Source organism: Chitinophagaceae bacterium (assembly GCA_016713085.1).
GTDB lineage: Bacteria > Bacteroidota > Bacteroidia > Chitinophagales > Chitinophagaceae > Lacibacter.
The window spans coordinates 752,313-771,016 of record JADJPV010000002.1 but is presented as its reverse complement, the minus strand read 5'-3'; the positions used below and the strand labels follow the sequence as shown (position 1 = coordinate 771,016).

Below are 18,704 nucleotides of genomic sequence, written 5' to 3'. Positions count from 1 at the left end.
TGTCTTGCCAGTTAAATTTTATTGTTATCGTCCGGATCTGTATAAGATCATCAGTTATTGATTCAGGCCTCTATTTTTAGTAAGTATTTATTCGTTAACACTTTTAAAATTAGTACTATGAAGCTTTCTGATTTTATTGTATTGAATGACAAAGAAAAGACATCAGTAGTTCTTCACATGGGCATCCTCGTTGCGAAAAGACGTTTACAGCATTGCATCATTTTCCTGTTTCAGCTTGAAAACTATTATGTAGAAACCTATTGCAATTATGAAGACATGGCAGTACTGGAGTTCAGAATGTTTGACAGCACCGGGCTTTTAGAGCCTTACCTGGGAGCAATTTCCATTCAGGAATTAATGAAAGGAGTATAAGCCTTTCATTCTTCTCTTACAGCAAACAGAAGAAACAAAGGAAAAACCAGCTGGTACTTTTCATCAATGTTACTCAAATGACTAAAAGCAGATGATGTTTCTATTCTCAGTCAACTAATTTTGCATCTCAACTGTTATTAACAAACAGCCGCATCAATTTGCAAACATAAAATCTAAATAAACAACGAATGAGTAAAGTTTGGCTAATTACAGGATGTTCTACAGGTTTTGGAAGAGCACTGGCAAAAGAAGTACTGGCAAAAGGTTACAGGGCAGCAGTTGCAGCAAGAAACACAAATGATGTACAGGATATTATTGAAGGCTATCCCTCAACTGCAATTGCAGTAAGGCTGGATGTTACTGTGCCTGAACAGATCAAATCAGCGGTACAGACAACCATTGATCAATTCGGACAGATTGATGTACTTGTTAATAATGCCGGCATTGGTTATTTCGCTGCAATAGAAGAAAGCGAGGAAGCTGAAATACGCCGCATGTTTGAAATTAATTTCTTTGGCCTTGCACATATGACACAGGAAGTACTGCCGCATATGCGCAAACGTAAAGCAGGTCATATCCTGAATATTACTTCTATTGGCGGGCTTCGTTCTTTTCCCGGCATAGGATTTTACAACGCCACTAAATATGCCGTTGATGGGTTGAGTGAAGCCTTATCGAAAGAAGTTGCACCATTAGGTATTAAAGTAACGATCATTGCTCCGAGTGGTTTCCGTACTGACTGGGCAGGACGTTCAGCAAAAGATACCAGTATTAAAATTGATGACTATGCAACTACTGCCGGAAAAAATGCCGGCGATATACGTGGCTACAGCGGCAACCAGGCCGGCGATCCTGTAAAAGCAGCACTTGCAATGATACAGGTAACAGAAACAGAAAATCCTCCGCTGCGTTTATTATTAGGAGCAGCAGCACTCAAAGGCGCACGCATAAAAATCGAAGAACTGAAACATGATTTTGAAGCATGGGCTTCTGTTACTGAAGGAGCTGACTTTCCAAAAGCATAATTTATTATTCAAATAAGAAACGCTCCCTTTTTCTTGAAAGAGGGAGAGTTCTTTTTATTTAAGATTGACAGCAACCTATTTTACCAAATTCAGTTTGCGTGGAATATATTTAAAATCAGTCTGTCCTTTTACCAGCCATGAAATACCAAAAGCAATGAGGGCAATGGCTTCAAAACAAAACACAGGATGACTAGCATCAAGCCAGCTGATTTTATTCTGCAGCCATACACTGTACACCGTAATCAATACAAGACATGCAATCATAATAATTCCGCAAACAAGAAACAGCTTATGATTTTCTTTTTTACCAAACGAAACCCTGTCGCCCGTTCTTCTGAAATTAACCATCGACATAATGGCTAATGAAAGAAAAAATAAAGTTGCCATACCAAAATGAATGTAGCCCACATTCATTGTGCTTGCGAAAGTTCTGAGATTATCTTTAATAACGATATTTGAACCTGTTGGAAAAATAACAATCCCTAATGCAAATATCCCGGCAAGTGTGGTGGTTGTTTTATCAGACAATCCTTTTTCTCCTTTACGTAAAGGATGACCATTGTAGCTGAACATAAATAAGGCAACTGCACATAACACACTGGTAAATAGTTCACCAACCGTACTGTAATAGTAATGACTTACTGAAAATTTATAAGAACCCTGATTAATATAAGGTGGCAACCCTTTCGTTAATACAAAGAATGAATTATTGAGAATGTCCATTTTGTTAATAATGAAATTGCCGATCAGTAACAGAAAAGGCAGGAGCATTCCGAGCCAGCCGATGGCCTTCCTGGTTTGCAGATAGGAGATAACTAAATCGCTGTTGGGATTGGGGTTGTCCATTTGATAAAATTTATAAGCAGTTTACTGTTTTATGAACTCTGTAATTATTCTTACTGTTTCTGCCAGTTGCTCTTCCCTGCTGATGGTTGCTGGATGATCACCTAATTGAGATCCGTAATAACCAAACTGCGAATGATTGGCTCCTTCAATACGTACGAACTTTGCTGTTTCTGGCAGCTTCGGTTTGTTTTTTATAATGGTTTCTTCATCGGCAACTCCATCTTTAGAGCCATAGATTTTCAGCATGGGCATTTTGCTATCAACAAGTGAAACATCCCTCGGGTGCGTAGTTGCTATCAGTATTAATTTGTCAATTAATGACGGGTTTTCATATACAAACTGTGCAGCCATTTTTGCTCCCTGCGAATGTCCCGACAAAATATAAGTTTTCGTTGTATCGGCAAACAGCTTTAAATCCTTTGGTTTGTTATAACCTTTTGATGCAAGCCGCCAGGGCATTTTTACCAGGTACACCTGTATACCATTGTCTGCTATTTTTCGGCAAAGAGGAACATAGGCTTTTGGATCAACCATTGCACCGGGATAAAAAATAAACACATCTTTAAACGGTTGAACCGGAGTAAATAAATAAAAGCCGCTGCTTTGCTCAACCTTGGTTGTATTGCTTGATTTCAATAACTCATTATCGACACCCTTTGCCTGAAAAGAATAAAACTGCAATACTATAAAAAACAATCCGGCAGTAATCCAAATTGTTTTAAGAATTCTTTTTACGGTCCATTTCTTCTTCATGAGAGTAAATGTATTTCAATTTGGATTTGGATTACTCTTTCGTTTTTATTCAGGAACAGTTGTTATGCAACAACCGGATCAATTCCAAAAGAAAATCTACTCCTCATCCATCTCCAGTAATAAATTGGCAATTAATGCTGTCCATCCTGTTTGGTGAGAAGCACCAAGTCCCTGCCCTGTATCGCCATGAAAAAATTCATAGAAGAGATGATGTTCTTTAAAATGTTTGTCTGCCCACTCAGGCTGTTTACTGTCGTGATACTGAAAAGCACCTGTATCATTCCGCTCAAATATTTTTAATAAACGTTTGGTCAACTGGTTGGCAATTTGTTTCAGGTTCATCTTAACACCTGATCCGGCAGGAAATTCATAGGTATACGAATTGCCATAATACTGGTAATACTTTCTGAGTGAATGAATGATTAAATAATTTAACGGAAACCAAATTGGTCCACGCCAGTTGGAGTTACCGCCAAACATGGAGCTGGAACTTTCACCCGGTTCATACTGAATAGAATAATTATGACCCTGGTAACCGAATACATAAGGTTTCTCCTGATGAATTTTTGATAAAGAGCGGATGCCATAGTCAGATAAAAATTCAGCTTCATCTAACAACCGTTTTAAGAGATGTTCCAACCGGTCTCCAATCATGATGGCAAATAAATAATTACCCTCCTTATTCTTTTGTTCAATATCTGAAATGATTCTTGTTAAGTCGGGCCTTGTTAATCGGATGACCTGTAACCTTGTATTAAACTGCCGCAGTTTTTCAAAAATATCCTTGTGCATAATTTCTACAGCCAGCAATGGAATGATGCCAACAATGGAACGGATCCTCAAACGTTCACTGCTTCCATTTTCAAACTGAATGGCATCATAATAAAATGAATCCTTCTCATCCCACAGTGAAATATCTTTCTTCCCGATATGATGCATGGCCCATCCAATATTCAGAAAATGCCGGAAGAATTTTGCAGCTGATTCTTCATACGCAATATTATGCTCTGCTAATTCAAGCGACATGCGTAACATATTAATTGCATACATCGCCATCCAGCTGGTAGCATCGGCCTGCTGTAATTTTTTAATGCCCGGTGGCATATGATTCCTGTCAAACACACCAATATTATCCAAGCCAAGAAAGCCGCCTTCAAAAATATCTGTACCGTTTGAATCTTTTTGATTCACCCACCAGGTAAAATTCATGAGTAATTTCTGGAAAGCTCTTTCTAAAAAATCCCAGTCAGCAACGCCTGTTTTTTTCTTATCGGCTTCAAACACATACCAAACTCCCCATGCATGCACCGGAGGATTTACATCACTGAAATTCCATTCATAAGCAGGAATCTGTCCGTTGGGATGCATATAGTATTCTCTCAACACAACTAATAATTGCTGCTTGGCAAAATCAGGATCAACATGTACAAAACTTGCGGCATGAAAAGCAAGATCCCAGGCTGCAAACCAAGGATACTCCCATTTATCAGGCATGGAAATAATATTGCGGCAGGTAAGATGCTGCCAGTCATAATTCCGCTGATAGTTACGGTGAGGAGCTGTTTCACCTGGTTCACCAAACAGCCATTTAAATACATCGAGATAATAAAATTGTTTTGTCCAAAGCAAACCACTCAGTGAACTGCGTAGAAGAGTTTTATGTGGAGCTGATAATTTCTTTGGAGTAAGCTCTTCATAATATTTATCATTCTCCAACTGACGCTTGCTGAAGATCGCATCAAAGCCTGTCCATGGATCAGCTAATTGATTTTTACTCAACCTCACTTTAAATACTGCAGATGATCCGGCCTCAATTGTTTGCTTTAACCAAACAGCCGACTTGGTGCCCTGCTTTTTCAGGTTAACCGTTTGTTCTTTATTAACAACATAATTATTGATACCGTCTTTTACAAAAGCTGAATCGTTCGACCTGCTGTACATCCGTTGATTATTGGTTTCATTATCGCAGAACAACTGTTCACCACCTTCATGATAAAAAAAGAAACTGCCATTGCGTGCAGAATTTGTTTGCAGGCATTCATTGTTAAGCGAAATAATTTCAGGTTTTGTGAACCGTGGATTATGTTTCCAGAAATTACGGAACCAGAGATGCGGCAGTACATGAATAGCAGACGGCTGAGGCCCACGGTTATACACCGTTATCTTCATGAGAATGTCATTGATTTCATCCTTTGCATATTCAATATAACAATCGAAATAACGGTTGTCTTTAAAAATGCCGGTATCGGGCAATTCATATTCCGGGCTTAAACGATCCCTCTTATTTTCCTTCACCAGTTCGATATAAGTAAATGCTTCCTGCGGATACTTGTATAAAAACTTACAGTAAGAATGTGTGGGTGAAGAATCGAGATGGAAATACAGTTCTTTCACATCCTCTCCATGATTTCCTTCATTATTGGTAAGGCCGAAAAGCCGTTCTTTTAAAATAGAATCCTTCCCGTTCCAGAAAGCAGGAGCCATGCATAAAATCTGATCAGCATCACAAAATCCCGCAATACCCTCTTCGCCCCAGCGGTATGCATAGCTGCGGGCCAGATCATGATTAATAAAGCTCCAGGTATTTCCTTCTGCACTATAATCTTCCCGAACGGTACCCCATTGACGGTCGGATAAATAAGGCCCCCACTTTTTCCAGTTTTTATTGTTGTTTGAACGGGCTAACCGTCCCCTTTCTTTTTCATCCGGCATTATACATTCAAAATATTTAATCTATTTACAAAAACGGCAAGCCTGCTTAAAAATACGGCAGTTCTGCTGCATAAAAAATATTAAACAACAGAGATTCTGCATTTTTTGCAAAAATTAAATAAATTGATTGCTTTATTAAAAGAATGACAGGCAAACAGTGTTTGATAAAAACCCGCAGAAATGCCTGTTCTGCCAGTGAGGTACACTTTTTGACCGCTGCTTTAAATAACCCCTGAGTTTTGGCTGTTGTCAGTTTTTCTTTTAACGAACTTCCCCTCCTTCTTCGAAAGATGAAAAAACACAATACCAACCATTGACAAAAGAATTATTGCAAAGATGGAACCTTCAATTCCTGTTTTTCCACCGGTTAATAACAGGGGTCCATTAAATTTCGATTCAATAATGGTTCCCATGTCTTCCAGGCCTGAGAGGTTTGAACCATAAAACGGTTGAGCAAAGTTCCAGCCCACATGAAAGAAAAACGGAAGCCAGATTCTTTTTGTGTACACATAAAGAATGGCCATTGTAAACCCCCATACTAAATCCATAAAACCACTGGCGATACTTGAATTTGGATTGAACAGATGCCAGGTTTCAAAAAGCATGGCAATAATTAATGTGATGTACGTACCCAGCCAGTTTTCGAGCACTCTTATGATTAATCCCCGTATTAATAAATCCTCCACTAAAGCAGCTGTAAGCAAAAGTGTAAATAACTTCAATGAATAATTTGCAGTAGATACACTGATTATTCGATAGCAGCCAAGCAAATACAAAATAAAAATGGATACTGTAATGGTGAAGAAACCAAGAGTTAAACCACCAAACATTTCCCCGGTTAAGTTTTGCACAGACAGTTCAACCAGTTTTTTACGTTCATAATATTTTGAAAATAAATAATAGCTTATCAGCAATACGGAAAATGAGATACAGTTCTTAATTGTATCGGCCAGTATTTTGTTATCAAGTAAACTGTATAATACTGGCTGTGCTATGAAGTTCTTAATAAGAATCACAGCACCCATACAAACAGTGATACCTGCAATTATTTTTACAAGAGGGAATTGTAGAAAGGATTTCAGTGAAGCATTCATGAGTTATCAGAGTAAAATGATTCGCAAAGAAAACCGAATAATATCTTTGTAACAAGTACGTACTGATTAGTATCCTGCGTACTAAAACTATACTAATGATGATTATCAGGAGTTTAAATTTCAGAAAATGAATAAAAAAAAGAAAAGGTATATTGTGCCGTTGATTATGCGTTTCAACGGATTGGAGGAAAATATAAAGGACGGATATTGTGGGTACTCAGAGATGGACTGATGCGCTATGGGGAATTAAAAAAAGCCATCATTGGCATTACACCAAAAATGCTTACACAAACGCTCAAAGAGTTAGAAACAGATAACCTTGTTTCAAGAAAATCATACCCGGAAGTTCCACCCAGAGTTGAATATACACTTTCCGATACAGGGAAAGAGTTAATTCCTTTCATTCAACAAATGCAGAGCTGGGGTGAAAAACAAATGGTACTGAATAAAGTTAAGCCAGCTGTGCAATAAGTACAATTCTTACAAACTCAGCTCCGCCCTGAAAACCCAATCGGGTGCATTATTTATTTCCTGTTATAAGATGAGGTTTAATTGATCTGCATTGTGATGCACATGGCTTTATGTTATAAAGCAATATTCAATTACAGGATGCTATACTGATCAGGAATTTATATCCAAACGTTCATACATCCTCAGGCAGGGCATTAAATTCTTTTCTTTTTGTTTCAAACCAAACCTTCATTGCATCCGGTGTTTGCATGAGTTCCTTCATTTCATTCATTGCTTCAAGATGATCCTTATCCCCAATTTGAAACATTTCCATACCATGTTTTTTACTCATGTTTGCAATTTCTTCAAAACTGCTTGCATGAAAGGCCTGGCTGCATGCTCCACCTAATTGTTTACAGGTCATTGTTTTCATTTCGAAAAATTTATTGATTTGATAAAAATGATGACTTCTTTACTTGGCAAATTCTCCAATATGCCAGAGAATGCCCGAAGGATCATGCAAAAAACATTCCTTACCCCAGTCAAGTGTACGAACCGGAACAAGTTTTACATGCTCATATTTAGCAGGAAGATTTAACGACAACAGCTCATTCCAGTAGGCATCAACATCTTCCACTTCCATAAACAGCATGGTATTATCAATCCAGTCTTTAACATAAGCATCCTGTAAATAAAATGCAAGACCCTCCTTTTTGAAAACAGAAAAATTATTGGCTAAAACACTTTCCTCAAAACCCAGGTCTTTGTAAAAACTTCTGGAAACTGCAAAGTCCTTTGCACCAATGAATGGCCTTAAGGATAAAGCTTTTTGCTTCATACCGGTTGATTATTTGTTCAGCTAAATTTACGCAATAATCTCCTATTCCTGTATCAACCATTATTTCCGGTTCTATAAATCCGTTCAAGCATTTGAAACAACTCAGGATGATTCGATTGTAATGCCTCCGGCTGCTCAAAAAAGTATTCTGAAATTACTGCAAAGAATTCTGCAGTATTCGTTGCTCCGTACATATCAATGTCTGATCCGTAAGTTTTCATTTGCAGAATGGTTGCCTCCATCATATTCCGCCATTGCTCCATGTACTTTCTTTCTAAAATAATTTCAGGAACACCATCCTTGTTCCATCCATTTTATCTACCAGGTGTACAAACTCGTGTATAGCAGTATTGTTCGCATCATTGTGATTAATGAATCCCTGTCTTAACTGCCATTTGGTAATGATCATTACATGCTGCATGGCGCCCGTACCCACCATGCCTGCAATATTCCTGTCTGATCCGTGCTGATCAAATTCTGAATTAAATGCACCGGGGTATAACAACACTTCATGCAGGTTAATATATTGCCAGTCGGGAACAGCGTACACCGGTATAATTGCACCCGCTGCAATTAAGAGCCGGTCGAGATCTTCGACAACAGCATTTACCCCGGTTATTTTTACAGCCGATAAAAAATGATCTGCCCGTTTTTCAAATTCTTCTTTTGCTGCATCTTCAAGTTGCCGGTAAAATTTTACATAATCATTCAATAGCTCTTTGTAATTCTCCGGCAGCTGACTGATAACCTTTGGCCTGCTGATTCTGAAAACAAGCAGAATGATTAAAATAATCAACCCCAGGATAAATAATATTTGAAAAACTAATACCATAATAAGATGAAGATAAAACTTCTTCCGGCGAAGGTGCTCCGGAATATCAAACGGCATCAGGTAATTCCGGCCAGATATCTGCCGCATTGGGTTTTAGCAGATTAAAATCAAACAAAACAACCAAGCTATTTGCTATTTGAAAAAAGAATATAATCGGCCGGCGTGTAACCCCTTACTGAAAAAATCCAATTGCTGTAGTTCGTTCCCTGTCTTATAAATTCTCCCTTCCTCGTATAAATGGCAATAACTCCGCCGCTGGTATTGCCGGTACGGCCTGCCCATACAAATGTTGGGAAGAAGTTTAATGAGTGCAATACTGCCTACATCCAGCGATTCAATCTGCTGAATATCCACTTCCATTTCATCAATATAATATGCCCTGATCTGTTCTCTACGCCACAATAATGCTGTTTGTCCGTCCCGATCTGTTCCTTTTTGCAAACCAGGCACCCTGCTTATAAGGTAAGTTAAACAATCAGGGTAAGAAAGAATATCATCATTGCTGAGGCAATCATATTCCTTTTCCATAATATCCTGGAATGCAGATGTTGTGTATTGCTCTTTGTATTTCTCCGCTTTGGTTTTTCTTGTGCCCGTTACAATGATCTGCTGCAGTTCTTTTCCTTTACCCTCAACTGCAACTGCATTTGCAGGCAGCTTACCTTCTCTTTTTAAGGAATCATACTTCATACCTGTCAATAAATGTGAAGAAAAATCAAACCGGGCATAGAAAACAGAATCAGTAAAGTCCTTTGCTTCCGGAAACTGTGAAATGCTGATATCAGGTTTTACTTTCCGTTTCGTATTTACAAAATTAAAAAACAGGCTCGCCTTATTTTCAAACACAAGCTTCGGCAATGCAAAGCCTTTCTCTGTATTAATATTTACAATCTTATTGTAAATGGTATTGTTCCGGGCAAATAAAAACACCAGCATATTCTCCGAAATCATTTTGCTGTTTAATATACCCCTGATCTGGAAAATGGCCGGATAATAATATCCTTTAATGATCAATGTGCTGTTTTCAAAACTACCGGGTACAATCAGTTCAAATTCATTCTTATATTCTACAAGAGGATAATACAATGTATCAGCAAGGTTTGTATTCTCATCTGTTGCCACAACCATTAAGGACCCCGGCTTTGAGCCCTGCTTTAAAATGGCCGTGAGCCATAGCGTGTCAGACTCATTCACTCTTTCGCAGGTAACCAAAACAGAAGAATCCTGTCCGTACAGTTCCTGATGCAGCAAAGAAATAAAGAAGAAAAGAATCAAAGAAATTTTGCACCTCATTGAACACATTTTTTGCCTTGTTGATAACAACTGACAGTGAGCCGCTATTTCTTGCTGTTGCCTGCATAGCTGCCAATTAACCAATTTTGTTTGTTATTGATTTACCGTAAATATAAGCCTGGCCCGTTATACTGAGCAATGATCAACAGCAATTAACAATTGATTGTTTGGTATAGGCTCCTGTAAAAAAATTATTCATCTGCCTGGCTTTCTTTCCGAAGATTTTCTTCAGCAATCCTGCTTTTGTATTTCCTGTACGACCTTACCACCGACCATGGATAAAGAATAACAAAACATGCAAACGGAAACAAAAACCAAACGTTATTAAACATGCTTAAAGGGAATGAATAAATGATTCGCAGCAGCGGCAGTAATAAAATCAAAAAGGCAGCAGCTTCAATAATGAGCCTTGTTTTTGATCTTTTGAACACTGCTATAAACAGCAGCGTAAGCAGGGCAATATCTGCCATTACAATAAACACACCGGTTAAGGGCTCAATACTCCGTAACCCTGCAACTAATAAAAGCGCAAAAGGAACCGGGATCATTGATCCCTGTAAGAAAATGAAAAAATAAGCAATGATTGAAAGTTCACGCATTGACCGAAAAACTTAAAAAGATGATGCAAAGAAAAGACAATCATTTTGCATTTACAGTACATCCCGGATGTTTACGTCACTTTTGCGGGTTTGAATTTTAATTATTAGAATTAAACAGCATCAGGTGATCCTCAGAAACCTTACTGATACAGATAAATCACTTATAATTTCTTAATCACAACTTTTCTGAAATCTATTGGATAGCCTTCATACTGCAATAAGATCCGTCCTTCTGAAACAGAAGCTTCAGTTCCTTCATTCACTAATTTTCCATTCAGTTCCTGTTTCACTCTGCCATTTACTGATGTAATAATAATCGTATTCCATTCACCAACAGGTTTTGCTGCATCTTCAAAACGGGCCGCTACCACACTTCTGCCCGGCACGGTTGTTTTTCCATTGATTTGCAGAGTAACATCCTGCAGCAAAACAAAATCTCCGGTAGCTCCTTCTTTGATCTGAAACTGAATACCCTTTGGCCATAATGTATCAGAAGTAGTTGAAGGAACCAGGTACATGACACCGCTATTTTTACTGTTCGATTTCCTGGTAAATGTTGAATCAGTATTCCATCTAAACTCAAGAGTTAACTGAAAAGTCTGAAACGATTGCTCACTCATCAGGTAACCTGCCTTAACTCCATATAAACGAATCATCTGCTGATCAACCTTAAAGACTTCCGAAGCATTTGCATGTTTCCCCGAGCCCGGTTCATAGGCATACCAGCCATTTAGATTCTTGCCGTTAAAAAGTTTTCCTGTTGATTGAGCCTTGGTAAGAAATGGACAGATCAGAAAAATGAAAACAAATAACCGGTATATATAATTCATAATATTAAGTATTTCGGCAACATCGCTGGCGCAGCTGTTCCGCAACAGCGGGTTTCCTGTAACAGTTAAACCTTTTCCGCTTCAGCCGTGAAAGAGTATTACTGCTGCTAATGTAAAACTAATTTTGCCCTTTCGATTTTGTGTATTATAAAATCTTATGTAAGATTATTTTTATCGTCAATGATGAGTCAGGTGACACATTTGACGGATATGATTTACGCCTCACTAAATTGGGCGGTGCAATCAATTGGCGTATTTCTCCTTCTTGCATTCCCCTCAGTCCTTCGTCAACAGCGTTCGTTGCCTGGTTTCCACCAATTAATACTTTCACAGGTGTACCCGAATTTTCATTTGAGTATAAAACTGTGCCGTTTAAATACGAAGTTGTTTCACGAATCAAAACTTCCTGCCCGGCTTTTGCTTTTTGGCCACTGCCATTTTTCAGAATTTTATATTTAAGCCCCGTTCCCGTGGTTATGTAACCTTTGTCTGATTTTTTTGCTGTCAGTCTGTTTTGACCAGAGCAACATATAAAAATATATGAACTGAATAGAATTAATAAATAGCGCATTTTCTTTGTTTTGTCAGTTTAAGAGAACCTGTATTTGTCATTTTGTATTACTGCCTTTATAGCACAAGCGTCCCGCTTGTGCTTTATGAATGATATCAGTTATTCCTGTTGCAGGGCATAAGCGGGGAATAAGCTGCCTGGTTCTTACACAATTCATGTTGTGCGCAGATCTATCGATTATTTGGGATAACCCTTTTCGCTTTTTATGCGTAGTATCTGTTTCAAATGTCGATCAGTATGACCAAAATGCACTACCATTAAAGCATGAATACTTCTTCGCTTCTCCTCACCCCAACGAAATGTAAAATGTGAGTTCAGGTCGTAAGTTGTATTCCCGATAAAACTTATCAGGTGATCTCTTCCAAAAAGAAAAAACCGCAGATTGTCGTCACCTTTCATGAATCCAAGTGGTTCCGCATTCCATTCCGCCTTGTGAGGACTCGGATCACTCATCCAGTTTAGATATAAGCTGTCAGGTTTTGAAAAACTGTTTAACGTTGGGTCTGGAGCTGTACTCAGCATGATGTCAGCTTCCTGTGCAAAAATCCTTTCGTACAATCCGAGATGTTCAAGAACTTGTGCAATTGACCAGTTGGAAGAATCCTGTTTAAATGACCATTGCTGTATGGTCAGATTTTGAGTCTCCTTTATAATCGCCAGTTTAGTTCGTTCAAGATTTTCTACAAGGTATTGTCGATCTGCTTCTGTCCAGGGTTTTCCAGATTGGCTGTATGCCGGCTGCAAAAAAAGCAGTATCAATGAAACAGAACCAGCAATGAATATCCGTTTAATAATAGTCATCGGTAAATGGTTAAAAAATGTTTTATTAGTGAATGAACAATTTACTTGCGCTGGTATTCCAAAACAGCGGGTCCCTTTATAGCGCAAGCGCCCAGCTTGTGCTTTATGAATGATATCAGTTATTCCTATTGGAAGGCACAAGTGATACGCTTGCACCAACCGGAGGCTTTGTGCCTTTACCGGCACCGGCAACTGTTTATCATTTATTTTCTCTACAGACACATTCGTGATACTCATTAACATAAGCAATCGATGTTTTACATAGCTTTTCCAGGGCCGAAATATTGATGTCGTTCAGTTTCTTTACATAAATACAGGCTTTCCCCATTTTAAATTTTCCCAGGTCATTTAACAGGTGTTTATTCTCTTCTGTTGGTGAGAACACATACAGGGAAAATTCCGCTTTACGTGGTGAAAAACCAATAATGGGTGCATCACCTTCATGACCACTGGCATACTTGTAGTGATAGCTGCCAAATCCAATAATTGTTGGCCCCCACATTTTGGGTTTAAACCCTGACCATTTTAACATCAGTTCAATCAGTTGAAAACTGTCGGCCTTCTTTTGTTCGTTGTCAACCCATGAGTTGATGAAATCTTTTACGTCAACTTCCGTTTCCGTTGTTTTGTTTTTAACTGCCATACTTTTTATGTCAATTTATTGTTTGTGCCTTCCATTGTATTTACCCCTGTTATTTATTTACTGGTGCCCACATATTAAAAGTTGTATAATGTTATTGAATTATTCTAATCTCTTCGTCTTGGTTCCTGGCACAGGAAACAAACTTACATATCCATTTCCGGCTCGTTAGAACAGAGGCCTGCCCCGAGGGAATTAATCTCTTTCCATTATTCGATACCAATTTCCCTCTAATTGCCAATTATATTCAGGTTTTGTTCTAACCAGTTCTTGGTAATATTTCTTTGCTTCATTGTCATTGGTGAATATGAAATAGGTTTGTGGTGAATCAAAAAATCCCCTTGAAATCCAAAATTTAATAGTCTTTGTGTTATCGTTCTTATTTTCATCAATCCAAATATCATTTCCTCCATTTGAAATAATTGGATAATCGAACGGAAGTTCACAAATTCCGTTATTCATATCTTTATTAGGTTTCAATTCTTCTTCTAAAACTTTATTTACTATTTCACTGCGTTTATTATAAGAAATTGTCCAATCAACTTTTTCAATAATTAAGTTTGGTATTTTATTGAAATTATAAAAAGTTAGAAAAAACAGGATTACTGCAGTTGAAAGATGTACTATTCGGTTTGTTCTTAAGTTTTTCCGTTCTTTAAATGCTTTTATTATTTGCCTTATTAACAGAATTAGTAAAACGAAGCATACCAATAACCAGGAAACAGGTTGAACAAAATATGGTAAAAGGAAATATTCAACAAAAACGAAGACAACCCATATTAGTATAAAAATCAGAATCTTCATTGTTATTTATTTTATTCCGTTTTTTGCCGCAAGCGTTTCGCTTCTGCCATACTCTAATAAACTACTTATTTCCTGAAATAATAATCTGCAAGAGCGTTTGCTATGGCCCGCGGATTTGCTTCATCTGTATTCGTAAGAATGATAATGGAAAGTCCGTCATTCACAAAACGTGTATATACAGACCGAAACCCGATATTAGAACCTGTGTGAACAATTAACTGATGTCCCTTGTATTCATCGATTGCCCAGCCAAAACCATAATATTCCTTTGACTCTGCTTTATCTGAAGTTTTAATAAACGGTTGCCACAGTTGTTCCCAATGGTCTTTTGTAAGAATCATCTTTTTCTCACTGATCGCCCTCTCCCATTTAATCATATCTGAAGAAGTAGAAAGAAATCCACCGCTGGGTCGTATGGCATACATGGCTGTGGCGTTAATCAGGGTATCATGCCTATGCATATACCCATCGGCCCGGTTGGGAATGATGACATAAAAGTCTGTGAGATAACTGTTATTCATTCCTGCCGGTAAAAATAATTTATCACGAATATAATCCTGCCAGGGCATGCCGCTTACCTGTTTGATGATTTCTGCCAGCATGAAATAAGCCAAATTACAATACTGGTATTTTTCCCCGGTTTTAAAAACCAGTGGTAAACTGTATGCAGACTTAATAATGTTTATATCGGGTTGAATTTTAAAATTGTTATAGGCAGGCCCTTCTCTCTGCAAGCCCGATGTGTGAGACATCAGGTTTTTGATTGTTATCGGCCGCCATATTTCCGGTGCATCTGGGAAGAATTTATGTACCGAATCATCAATACTCAGTTTTCCTTCTTCCATTAATTTCATAATGGCTGTTGTAAAAAACTGCTTACTCACAGAACCAAGTCTGATCACCGTTTCGGAACTTACCGGCACTTTCAGTTCTGCATTGGCCAGTCCGTAACCTTTGTTTACAAGAGGCTGTCCGTTCTTTATGACAGCCAGTGAAAGCCCAATAATTTTTTGCTTCTCCATCATTTGCCTCACGATGATATCAGTACTGTCAGTCTGTGCAAATAAGAGAGAGGGCAGAAAAAGACAAAGCAATAATTTATTCATTGCAGAAGAATTGTTTTATGAATGAAAATCGAATTTACTAAATCTGTGTTGCTGTGAATTTTTCAATGGAGCAGGTGTTCCGCAACAGCGCATCCTTTATTGGCACAAGCGTGACCCTTGCCAATCTGCGAAAAAATAAACAGCATGGGGTAATGCTTCGGAACACTTACCACAGACGATTACTTTATTCCAAGGCATATTATAAATTCTCCGGGAATAGAATAGCCTTTCCCTGTTTTATATTTTTCAATAGAAACAAGATATTCTTCGCAAACTTCTTTTTGTACATTTTCAGGGAATTTAAAATACGCCAATGCAACCGGCCCTCCTTCAAATGCAGCAGCACATGCAGCTTCAGCTGAGTCATAGTTAAGAGAAGATTGGATTCTTTTGACTTTGCCTTTTGAAAACCCTGCCAATTCAAAGCTCTTTTCAAGCACACTCTCATTCCCTAAATTGAAGAAAATCGAGCCCACTTCCGACGACACCCGTTTGTCAACAATTTCAAATATATCTGCCCAGCCACAATGACCTCTCTTTCCCCAAACAGCTGCAATACATACCCCTCCTTTTTTCAAAACACGGTACATTTCTTTCAACGCATTTACAGGACCCGGCGCATACATTAACCCGAGTGCACAAATTGCCACATCAAATTCTTCATCATTCACTTTTAACTCTTCCGCATCCATCCGTTCAAACCTGGCATTGCTGATGCCGTTTTCTTTCGCTGTGTTATCAGCAATCTCAATCATCTTGTCTGAAATATCAGTACCCAGCACAAACCCTTTACTGCCTGTTGCCTCTGCTGCCCGAAAACTGGCAAGCCCTGTACCACAGGCAATATCAATAATTTTTTGCCCTTCCTGAATGCTGGCAAAATCAAACAGACAGTCATGCGCAGATTTCAGTTGCTCCTGCCAGGTATTTTCGTAATGTGCGGCAGCTTTATCCCATCCATATCGCTGTACTCGTCTTTGCAGGGCTGGTTCCATCAGTTATTAATTTTAGCGGATACAATATTTATTTTTCTTACACATTTTTGCGCTCTTGAAAATACATCCAGGTAAGGGCTGTGTACATCACCGTCATCCAGCATCTGCATAATTTTTTCTTCCGGTGCATCACTTTCAATCGTTATGGTATAACGCACTTCAAGATAACCCGGAGGAATCGTCTTATCTGCGGTACCTAATAAAGCACCATCGTCAAAATCAGCCTGTACTTCTACTTCTAAATTTTTAACAGGGATGTTTAATTCTGCAGCTTTCATCATATAGCCAATGGCAAGACAGGAACCCAGTGCCGCCCTTCCATATACGCCGGGTGTGGGAGCAGTATTGCTGCCGCCAATTCCTTCGGGCATATCAACAGAAAACTTCCAGTTGCCTTCACTTACTTCGCAGCTTAGCCCGTTTACCATGCGTACTTTAGAAACGGCCGTATCCCTTCCCATCGCTGGTTTCAGGGTAAATGCTTTTTTGCATCTTTCTAAAGCGTTCTTAATTTTTTCTGTCTCTTTTATCATACAATTTTTTAAAGCTTGAATATGTCTGTAAAGTGCTGTCGATGTACAGGCTTTGCAAAACTGCGGAATAAGTATTCCCTCCTCTGACTGGCGGGGCTGTTCCGTAGCAAAACAGGTTACCTGTAACAGTTAAACCTGCCCGATCTGATAGTTATCTGATTAATTGTGGAAACAGTATTGCTGTTGCTAATATAAAGCTAATACCGAACAATTGTATTTCAAATGCTCCGCTACATCCAATAGCTATCGGATTATGAAGGAACTAAACGGCTCAGGATTTTGCAATCTCAGTATTGTCAAATGATAGTGATGCTGTTTACTTTTTTGGTTTCACCAGCTTCAGGTTCCAGGTAATTTTTGTTTTTCCATCAGGCATAGTTTTAGAGCCTGCTAACGTATCCCGGTTTTTTGAATCGGTTTTTCCAGTAACATCAAAACCTGATGCATCCATTTTTTGTTCAGGCATACTTACCGCCTCCTTGCTGGGGGGATTTACCGGGCCACAGCTTGATTCCGACCTGTTTGTCTCAATTTTGCTCAAAAGGGTTCCGCCTGGTGTGTTTACAACAATTTTATAGTTACCATCACTGTCAAGCGAAATATAGACAGGAAGATTGTCTGATCCTCCGCCCAGTTGCGTTATGGTTTCGGAATACTGTAAGTTGTAACCCTTCCAGGTAGGATTTTCACCTTTCAGTCGGCAATAAACTTCACCAACCGTTTCCTGTTTCTTTTCAGAAATGATTTTCGATCTCATCCACACTCTTGCTATCGATTTACCGGCAGAAATAGTGCTGCCTGGTTTAGGAGGTAATAGCGTAGCAACAATGCTGTTTTGGGCAGAGTAAGTTACGGTACTTGTTCGTTTGGTATTTCTTGTGCTGGCATGCATTGCCCCGGCATCGTTGGTTACTTTTGTTTCATTCGAGGAAAACTCATATTTCACTTCCCCCACCCAATGCGGTTTGCAGTCATCCGGAAGACTGGAACCCATCTGCCTCACGATATTATCTGCCATTTGTTTGGGATCTGATCCCGTTTGCCGGGCAATGGTATTTCCCGTTTGCGGATCCATTACAAAAACCGTGTAAGAAGTGCTTCCTCCGGGTCCGGGCATTGCAGAAACGCTCATGGCATAACTGGCTCCCATCAGGTTGGCGATATCGGTTAATACCTGCTGCGGATCACCGCCTTCCAGTAAGTTCTTTTCCCGTTCACTCTCCAGCATATTCCGGATATCCTGATCGTCCATAAGATCCACACAGGGTTTTTCACGGTTTAATGCGGATGCTATTTCCTTCCGGAGATTCGATGTGGCATTTTCCCCTCCATTTGTTTGACTTGTGTTATCGTGAATGACGATGGAAGACCCTTTTTGCGCCATTGCAAACTGGGAAAAAAAGGCAAAAACCAGTACAAGTGATGTTTTAAAAAATGTTTTCATTGTTTACCTCCTTTGATGTTTAACAGGTGAAACAATACAGTCGGAATAGTGAGGTTCGGCAAACTTCAGCCCGAGAGTGTTTTCAGATATGCGTACATAGTATTGCGTACAACACTCTAATTTATGCTATAAGATGTAACACTCAAAAATGTACAGCATGACAGTC

The 18,704-nt window shown here is 38.8% G+C and carries 22 protein-coding genes; 3 read left to right on the top strand and 19 right to left on the bottom strand.

What is annotated here, in order from left to right:
• The first annotated feature begins 117 nt into the window (after nt 1-117).
• The gene (locus IPK31_16225; GenBank protein MBK8089356.1) at nt 118-372 is read left to right on the top strand and encodes a hypothetical protein; all 255 of its coding nucleotides are present in this window, start codon (nt 118-120) and stop codon (nt 370-372) included.
• A 188-nt stretch (nt 373-560) separates the two neighbouring features.
• Nucleotides 561-1,397 (top strand): SDR family NAD(P)-dependent oxidoreductase, encoded by an 837-nt coding sequence (locus tag IPK31_16220; protein ID MBK8089355.1) that lies wholly within the window; start codon nt 561-563, stop codon nt 1,395-1,397.
• 75 nt (nt 1,398-1,472) lie between these two features.
• On the opposite strand, the gene IPK31_16215 is transcribed toward IPK31_16220, so the two are convergent.
• The 4 genes from IPK31_16215 to IPK31_16200 form a co-directional block, all read right to left on the bottom strand.
• Nucleotides 1,473-2,243, bottom strand: a complete 771-nt coding sequence (locus IPK31_16215; GenBank protein ID MBK8089354.1) for a hypothetical protein — start codon at nt 2,241-2,243, stop codon at nt 1,473-1,475.
• A 21-nt stretch (nt 2,244-2,264) separates the two neighbouring features.
• Nucleotides 2,265-2,996 carry an alpha/beta hydrolase gene (locus IPK31_16210; protein ID MBK8089353.1) on the bottom strand — a complete coding sequence of 244 codons (732 nt, stop codon included), beginning with the start codon at nt 2,994-2,996 and terminating at the stop codon, nt 2,265-2,267.
• Nucleotides 2,997-3,092: 96 nt separating this feature from the next.
• Nucleotides 3,093-5,708: a glucosidase gene (locus IPK31_16205; protein MBK8089352.1), complete on the bottom strand. Its 2,616-nt coding sequence runs from the start codon at nt 5,706-5,708 to the stop codon at nt 3,093-3,095.
• Between the two features lie 221 nt (nt 5,709-5,929).
• A complete protein-coding gene (locus IPK31_16200; GenBank protein MBK8089351.1) occupies nt 5,930-6,802 on the bottom strand; it encodes a CPBP family intramembrane metalloprotease in 873 nt (290 codons plus the stop codon).
• A 180-nt stretch (nt 6,803-6,982) separates the two neighbouring features.
• On the opposite strand from IPK31_16200, the gene IPK31_16195 reads away from it, so the two are divergent.
• Nucleotides 6,983-7,273 carry a winged helix-turn-helix transcriptional regulator gene (locus IPK31_16195; protein ID MBK8089350.1) on the top strand — a complete coding sequence of 97 codons (291 nt, stop codon included), beginning with the start codon at nt 6,983-6,985 and terminating at the stop codon, nt 7,271-7,273.
• 172 nt (nt 7,274-7,445) lie between these two features.
• Here IPK31_16195 and IPK31_16190 read toward each other — a convergent pair whose 3' ends face one another.
• From IPK31_16190 to IPK31_16120, 15 genes are all read right to left on the bottom strand, one after another.
• Nucleotides 7,446-7,685 (bottom strand): DUF1059 domain-containing protein, encoded by a 240-nt coding sequence (locus tag IPK31_16190; GenBank protein MBK8089349.1) that lies wholly within the window; start codon nt 7,683-7,685, stop codon nt 7,446-7,448.
• A gap of 39 nt (nt 7,686-7,724) precedes the next feature.
• A complete protein-coding gene (locus tag IPK31_16185) occupies nt 7,725-8,090 on the bottom strand; it encodes a glyoxalase (protein ID MBK8089348.1) in 366 nt (121 codons plus the stop codon).
• A 53-nt stretch (nt 8,091-8,143) separates the two neighbouring features.
• Nucleotides 8,144-8,353, bottom strand: coding sequence for a zinc-dependent peptidase (locus IPK31_16180; GenBank protein MBK8089347.1), 210 nt, complete (start codon nt 8,351-8,353; stop codon nt 8,144-8,146).
• A gap of 11 nt (nt 8,354-8,364) precedes the next feature.
• Nucleotides 8,365-9,009 carry a zinc-dependent peptidase gene (locus IPK31_16175; protein ID MBK8089346.1) on the bottom strand — a complete coding sequence of 215 codons (645 nt, stop codon included), beginning with the start codon at nt 9,007-9,009 and terminating at the stop codon, nt 8,365-8,367.
• A 45-nt stretch (nt 9,010-9,054) separates the two neighbouring features.
• Entirely contained in the window at nt 9,055-10,215 is a 1,161-nt protein-coding gene (locus tag IPK31_16170) for a hypothetical protein (protein ID MBK8089345.1), read from the bottom strand.
• Between the two features lie 191 nt (nt 10,216-10,406).
• Nucleotides 10,407-10,814 (bottom strand): hypothetical protein, encoded by a 408-nt coding sequence (locus tag IPK31_16165; GenBank protein MBK8089344.1) that lies wholly within the window; start codon nt 10,812-10,814, stop codon nt 10,407-10,409.
• 161 nt (nt 10,815-10,975) lie between these two features.
• Entirely contained in the window at nt 10,976-11,644 is a 669-nt protein-coding gene (locus tag IPK31_16160) for a DUF1080 domain-containing protein (protein ID MBK8089343.1), read from the bottom strand.
• A gap of 145 nt (nt 11,645-11,789) precedes the next feature.
• On the bottom strand, nt 11,790-12,215 hold the full coding sequence (locus IPK31_16155; protein ID MBK8089342.1) for an FKBP-type peptidyl-prolyl cis-trans isomerase: 426 nt from the start codon (nt 12,213-12,215) through the stop codon (nt 11,790-11,792).
• A gap of 177 nt (nt 12,216-12,392) precedes the next feature.
• Nucleotides 12,393-13,253 carry a DinB family protein gene (locus IPK31_16150; GenBank protein ID MBK8089341.1) on the bottom strand — a complete coding sequence of 287 codons (861 nt, stop codon included), beginning with the start codon at nt 13,251-13,253 and terminating at the stop codon, nt 12,393-12,395.
• Entirely contained in the window at nt 13,216-13,659 is a 444-nt protein-coding gene (locus IPK31_16145) for a DUF1801 domain-containing protein (protein MBK8089340.1), read from the bottom strand. The genes IPK31_16150 and IPK31_16145 overlap by 38 nt, the downstream gene beginning before the upstream one ends.
• Before the next feature lie 192 nt (nt 13,660-13,851).
• Nucleotides 13,852-14,460 (bottom strand): hypothetical protein, encoded by a 609-nt coding sequence (locus tag IPK31_16140; protein ID MBK8089339.1) that lies wholly within the window; start codon nt 14,458-14,460, stop codon nt 13,852-13,854.
• A gap of 65 nt (nt 14,461-14,525) precedes the next feature.
• On the bottom strand, nt 14,526-15,566 hold the full coding sequence (locus tag IPK31_16135; protein ID MBK8089338.1) for a beta-lactamase family protein: 1,041 nt from the start codon (nt 15,564-15,566) through the stop codon (nt 14,526-14,528).
• 179 nt (nt 15,567-15,745) lie between these two features.
• Nucleotides 15,746-16,561, bottom strand: a complete 816-nt coding sequence (locus IPK31_16130) for a class I SAM-dependent methyltransferase (GenBank protein MBK8089337.1) — start codon at nt 16,559-16,561, stop codon at nt 15,746-15,748.
• Nucleotides 16,561-17,094 carry an OsmC family protein gene (locus tag IPK31_16125; GenBank protein MBK8089336.1) on the bottom strand — a complete coding sequence of 178 codons (534 nt, stop codon included), beginning with the start codon at nt 17,092-17,094 and terminating at the stop codon, nt 16,561-16,563. The genes IPK31_16130 and IPK31_16125 overlap by 1 nt, the downstream gene beginning before the upstream one ends.
• A 316-nt stretch (nt 17,095-17,410) precedes the next feature.
• The gene (locus IPK31_16120) at nt 17,411-18,538 is read right to left on the bottom strand and encodes a hypothetical protein (GenBank protein MBK8089335.1); all 1,128 of its coding nucleotides are present in this window, start codon (nt 18,536-18,538) and stop codon (nt 17,411-17,413) included.
• Between the last annotated feature and the right edge of the window lie 166 nt (nt 18,539-18,704).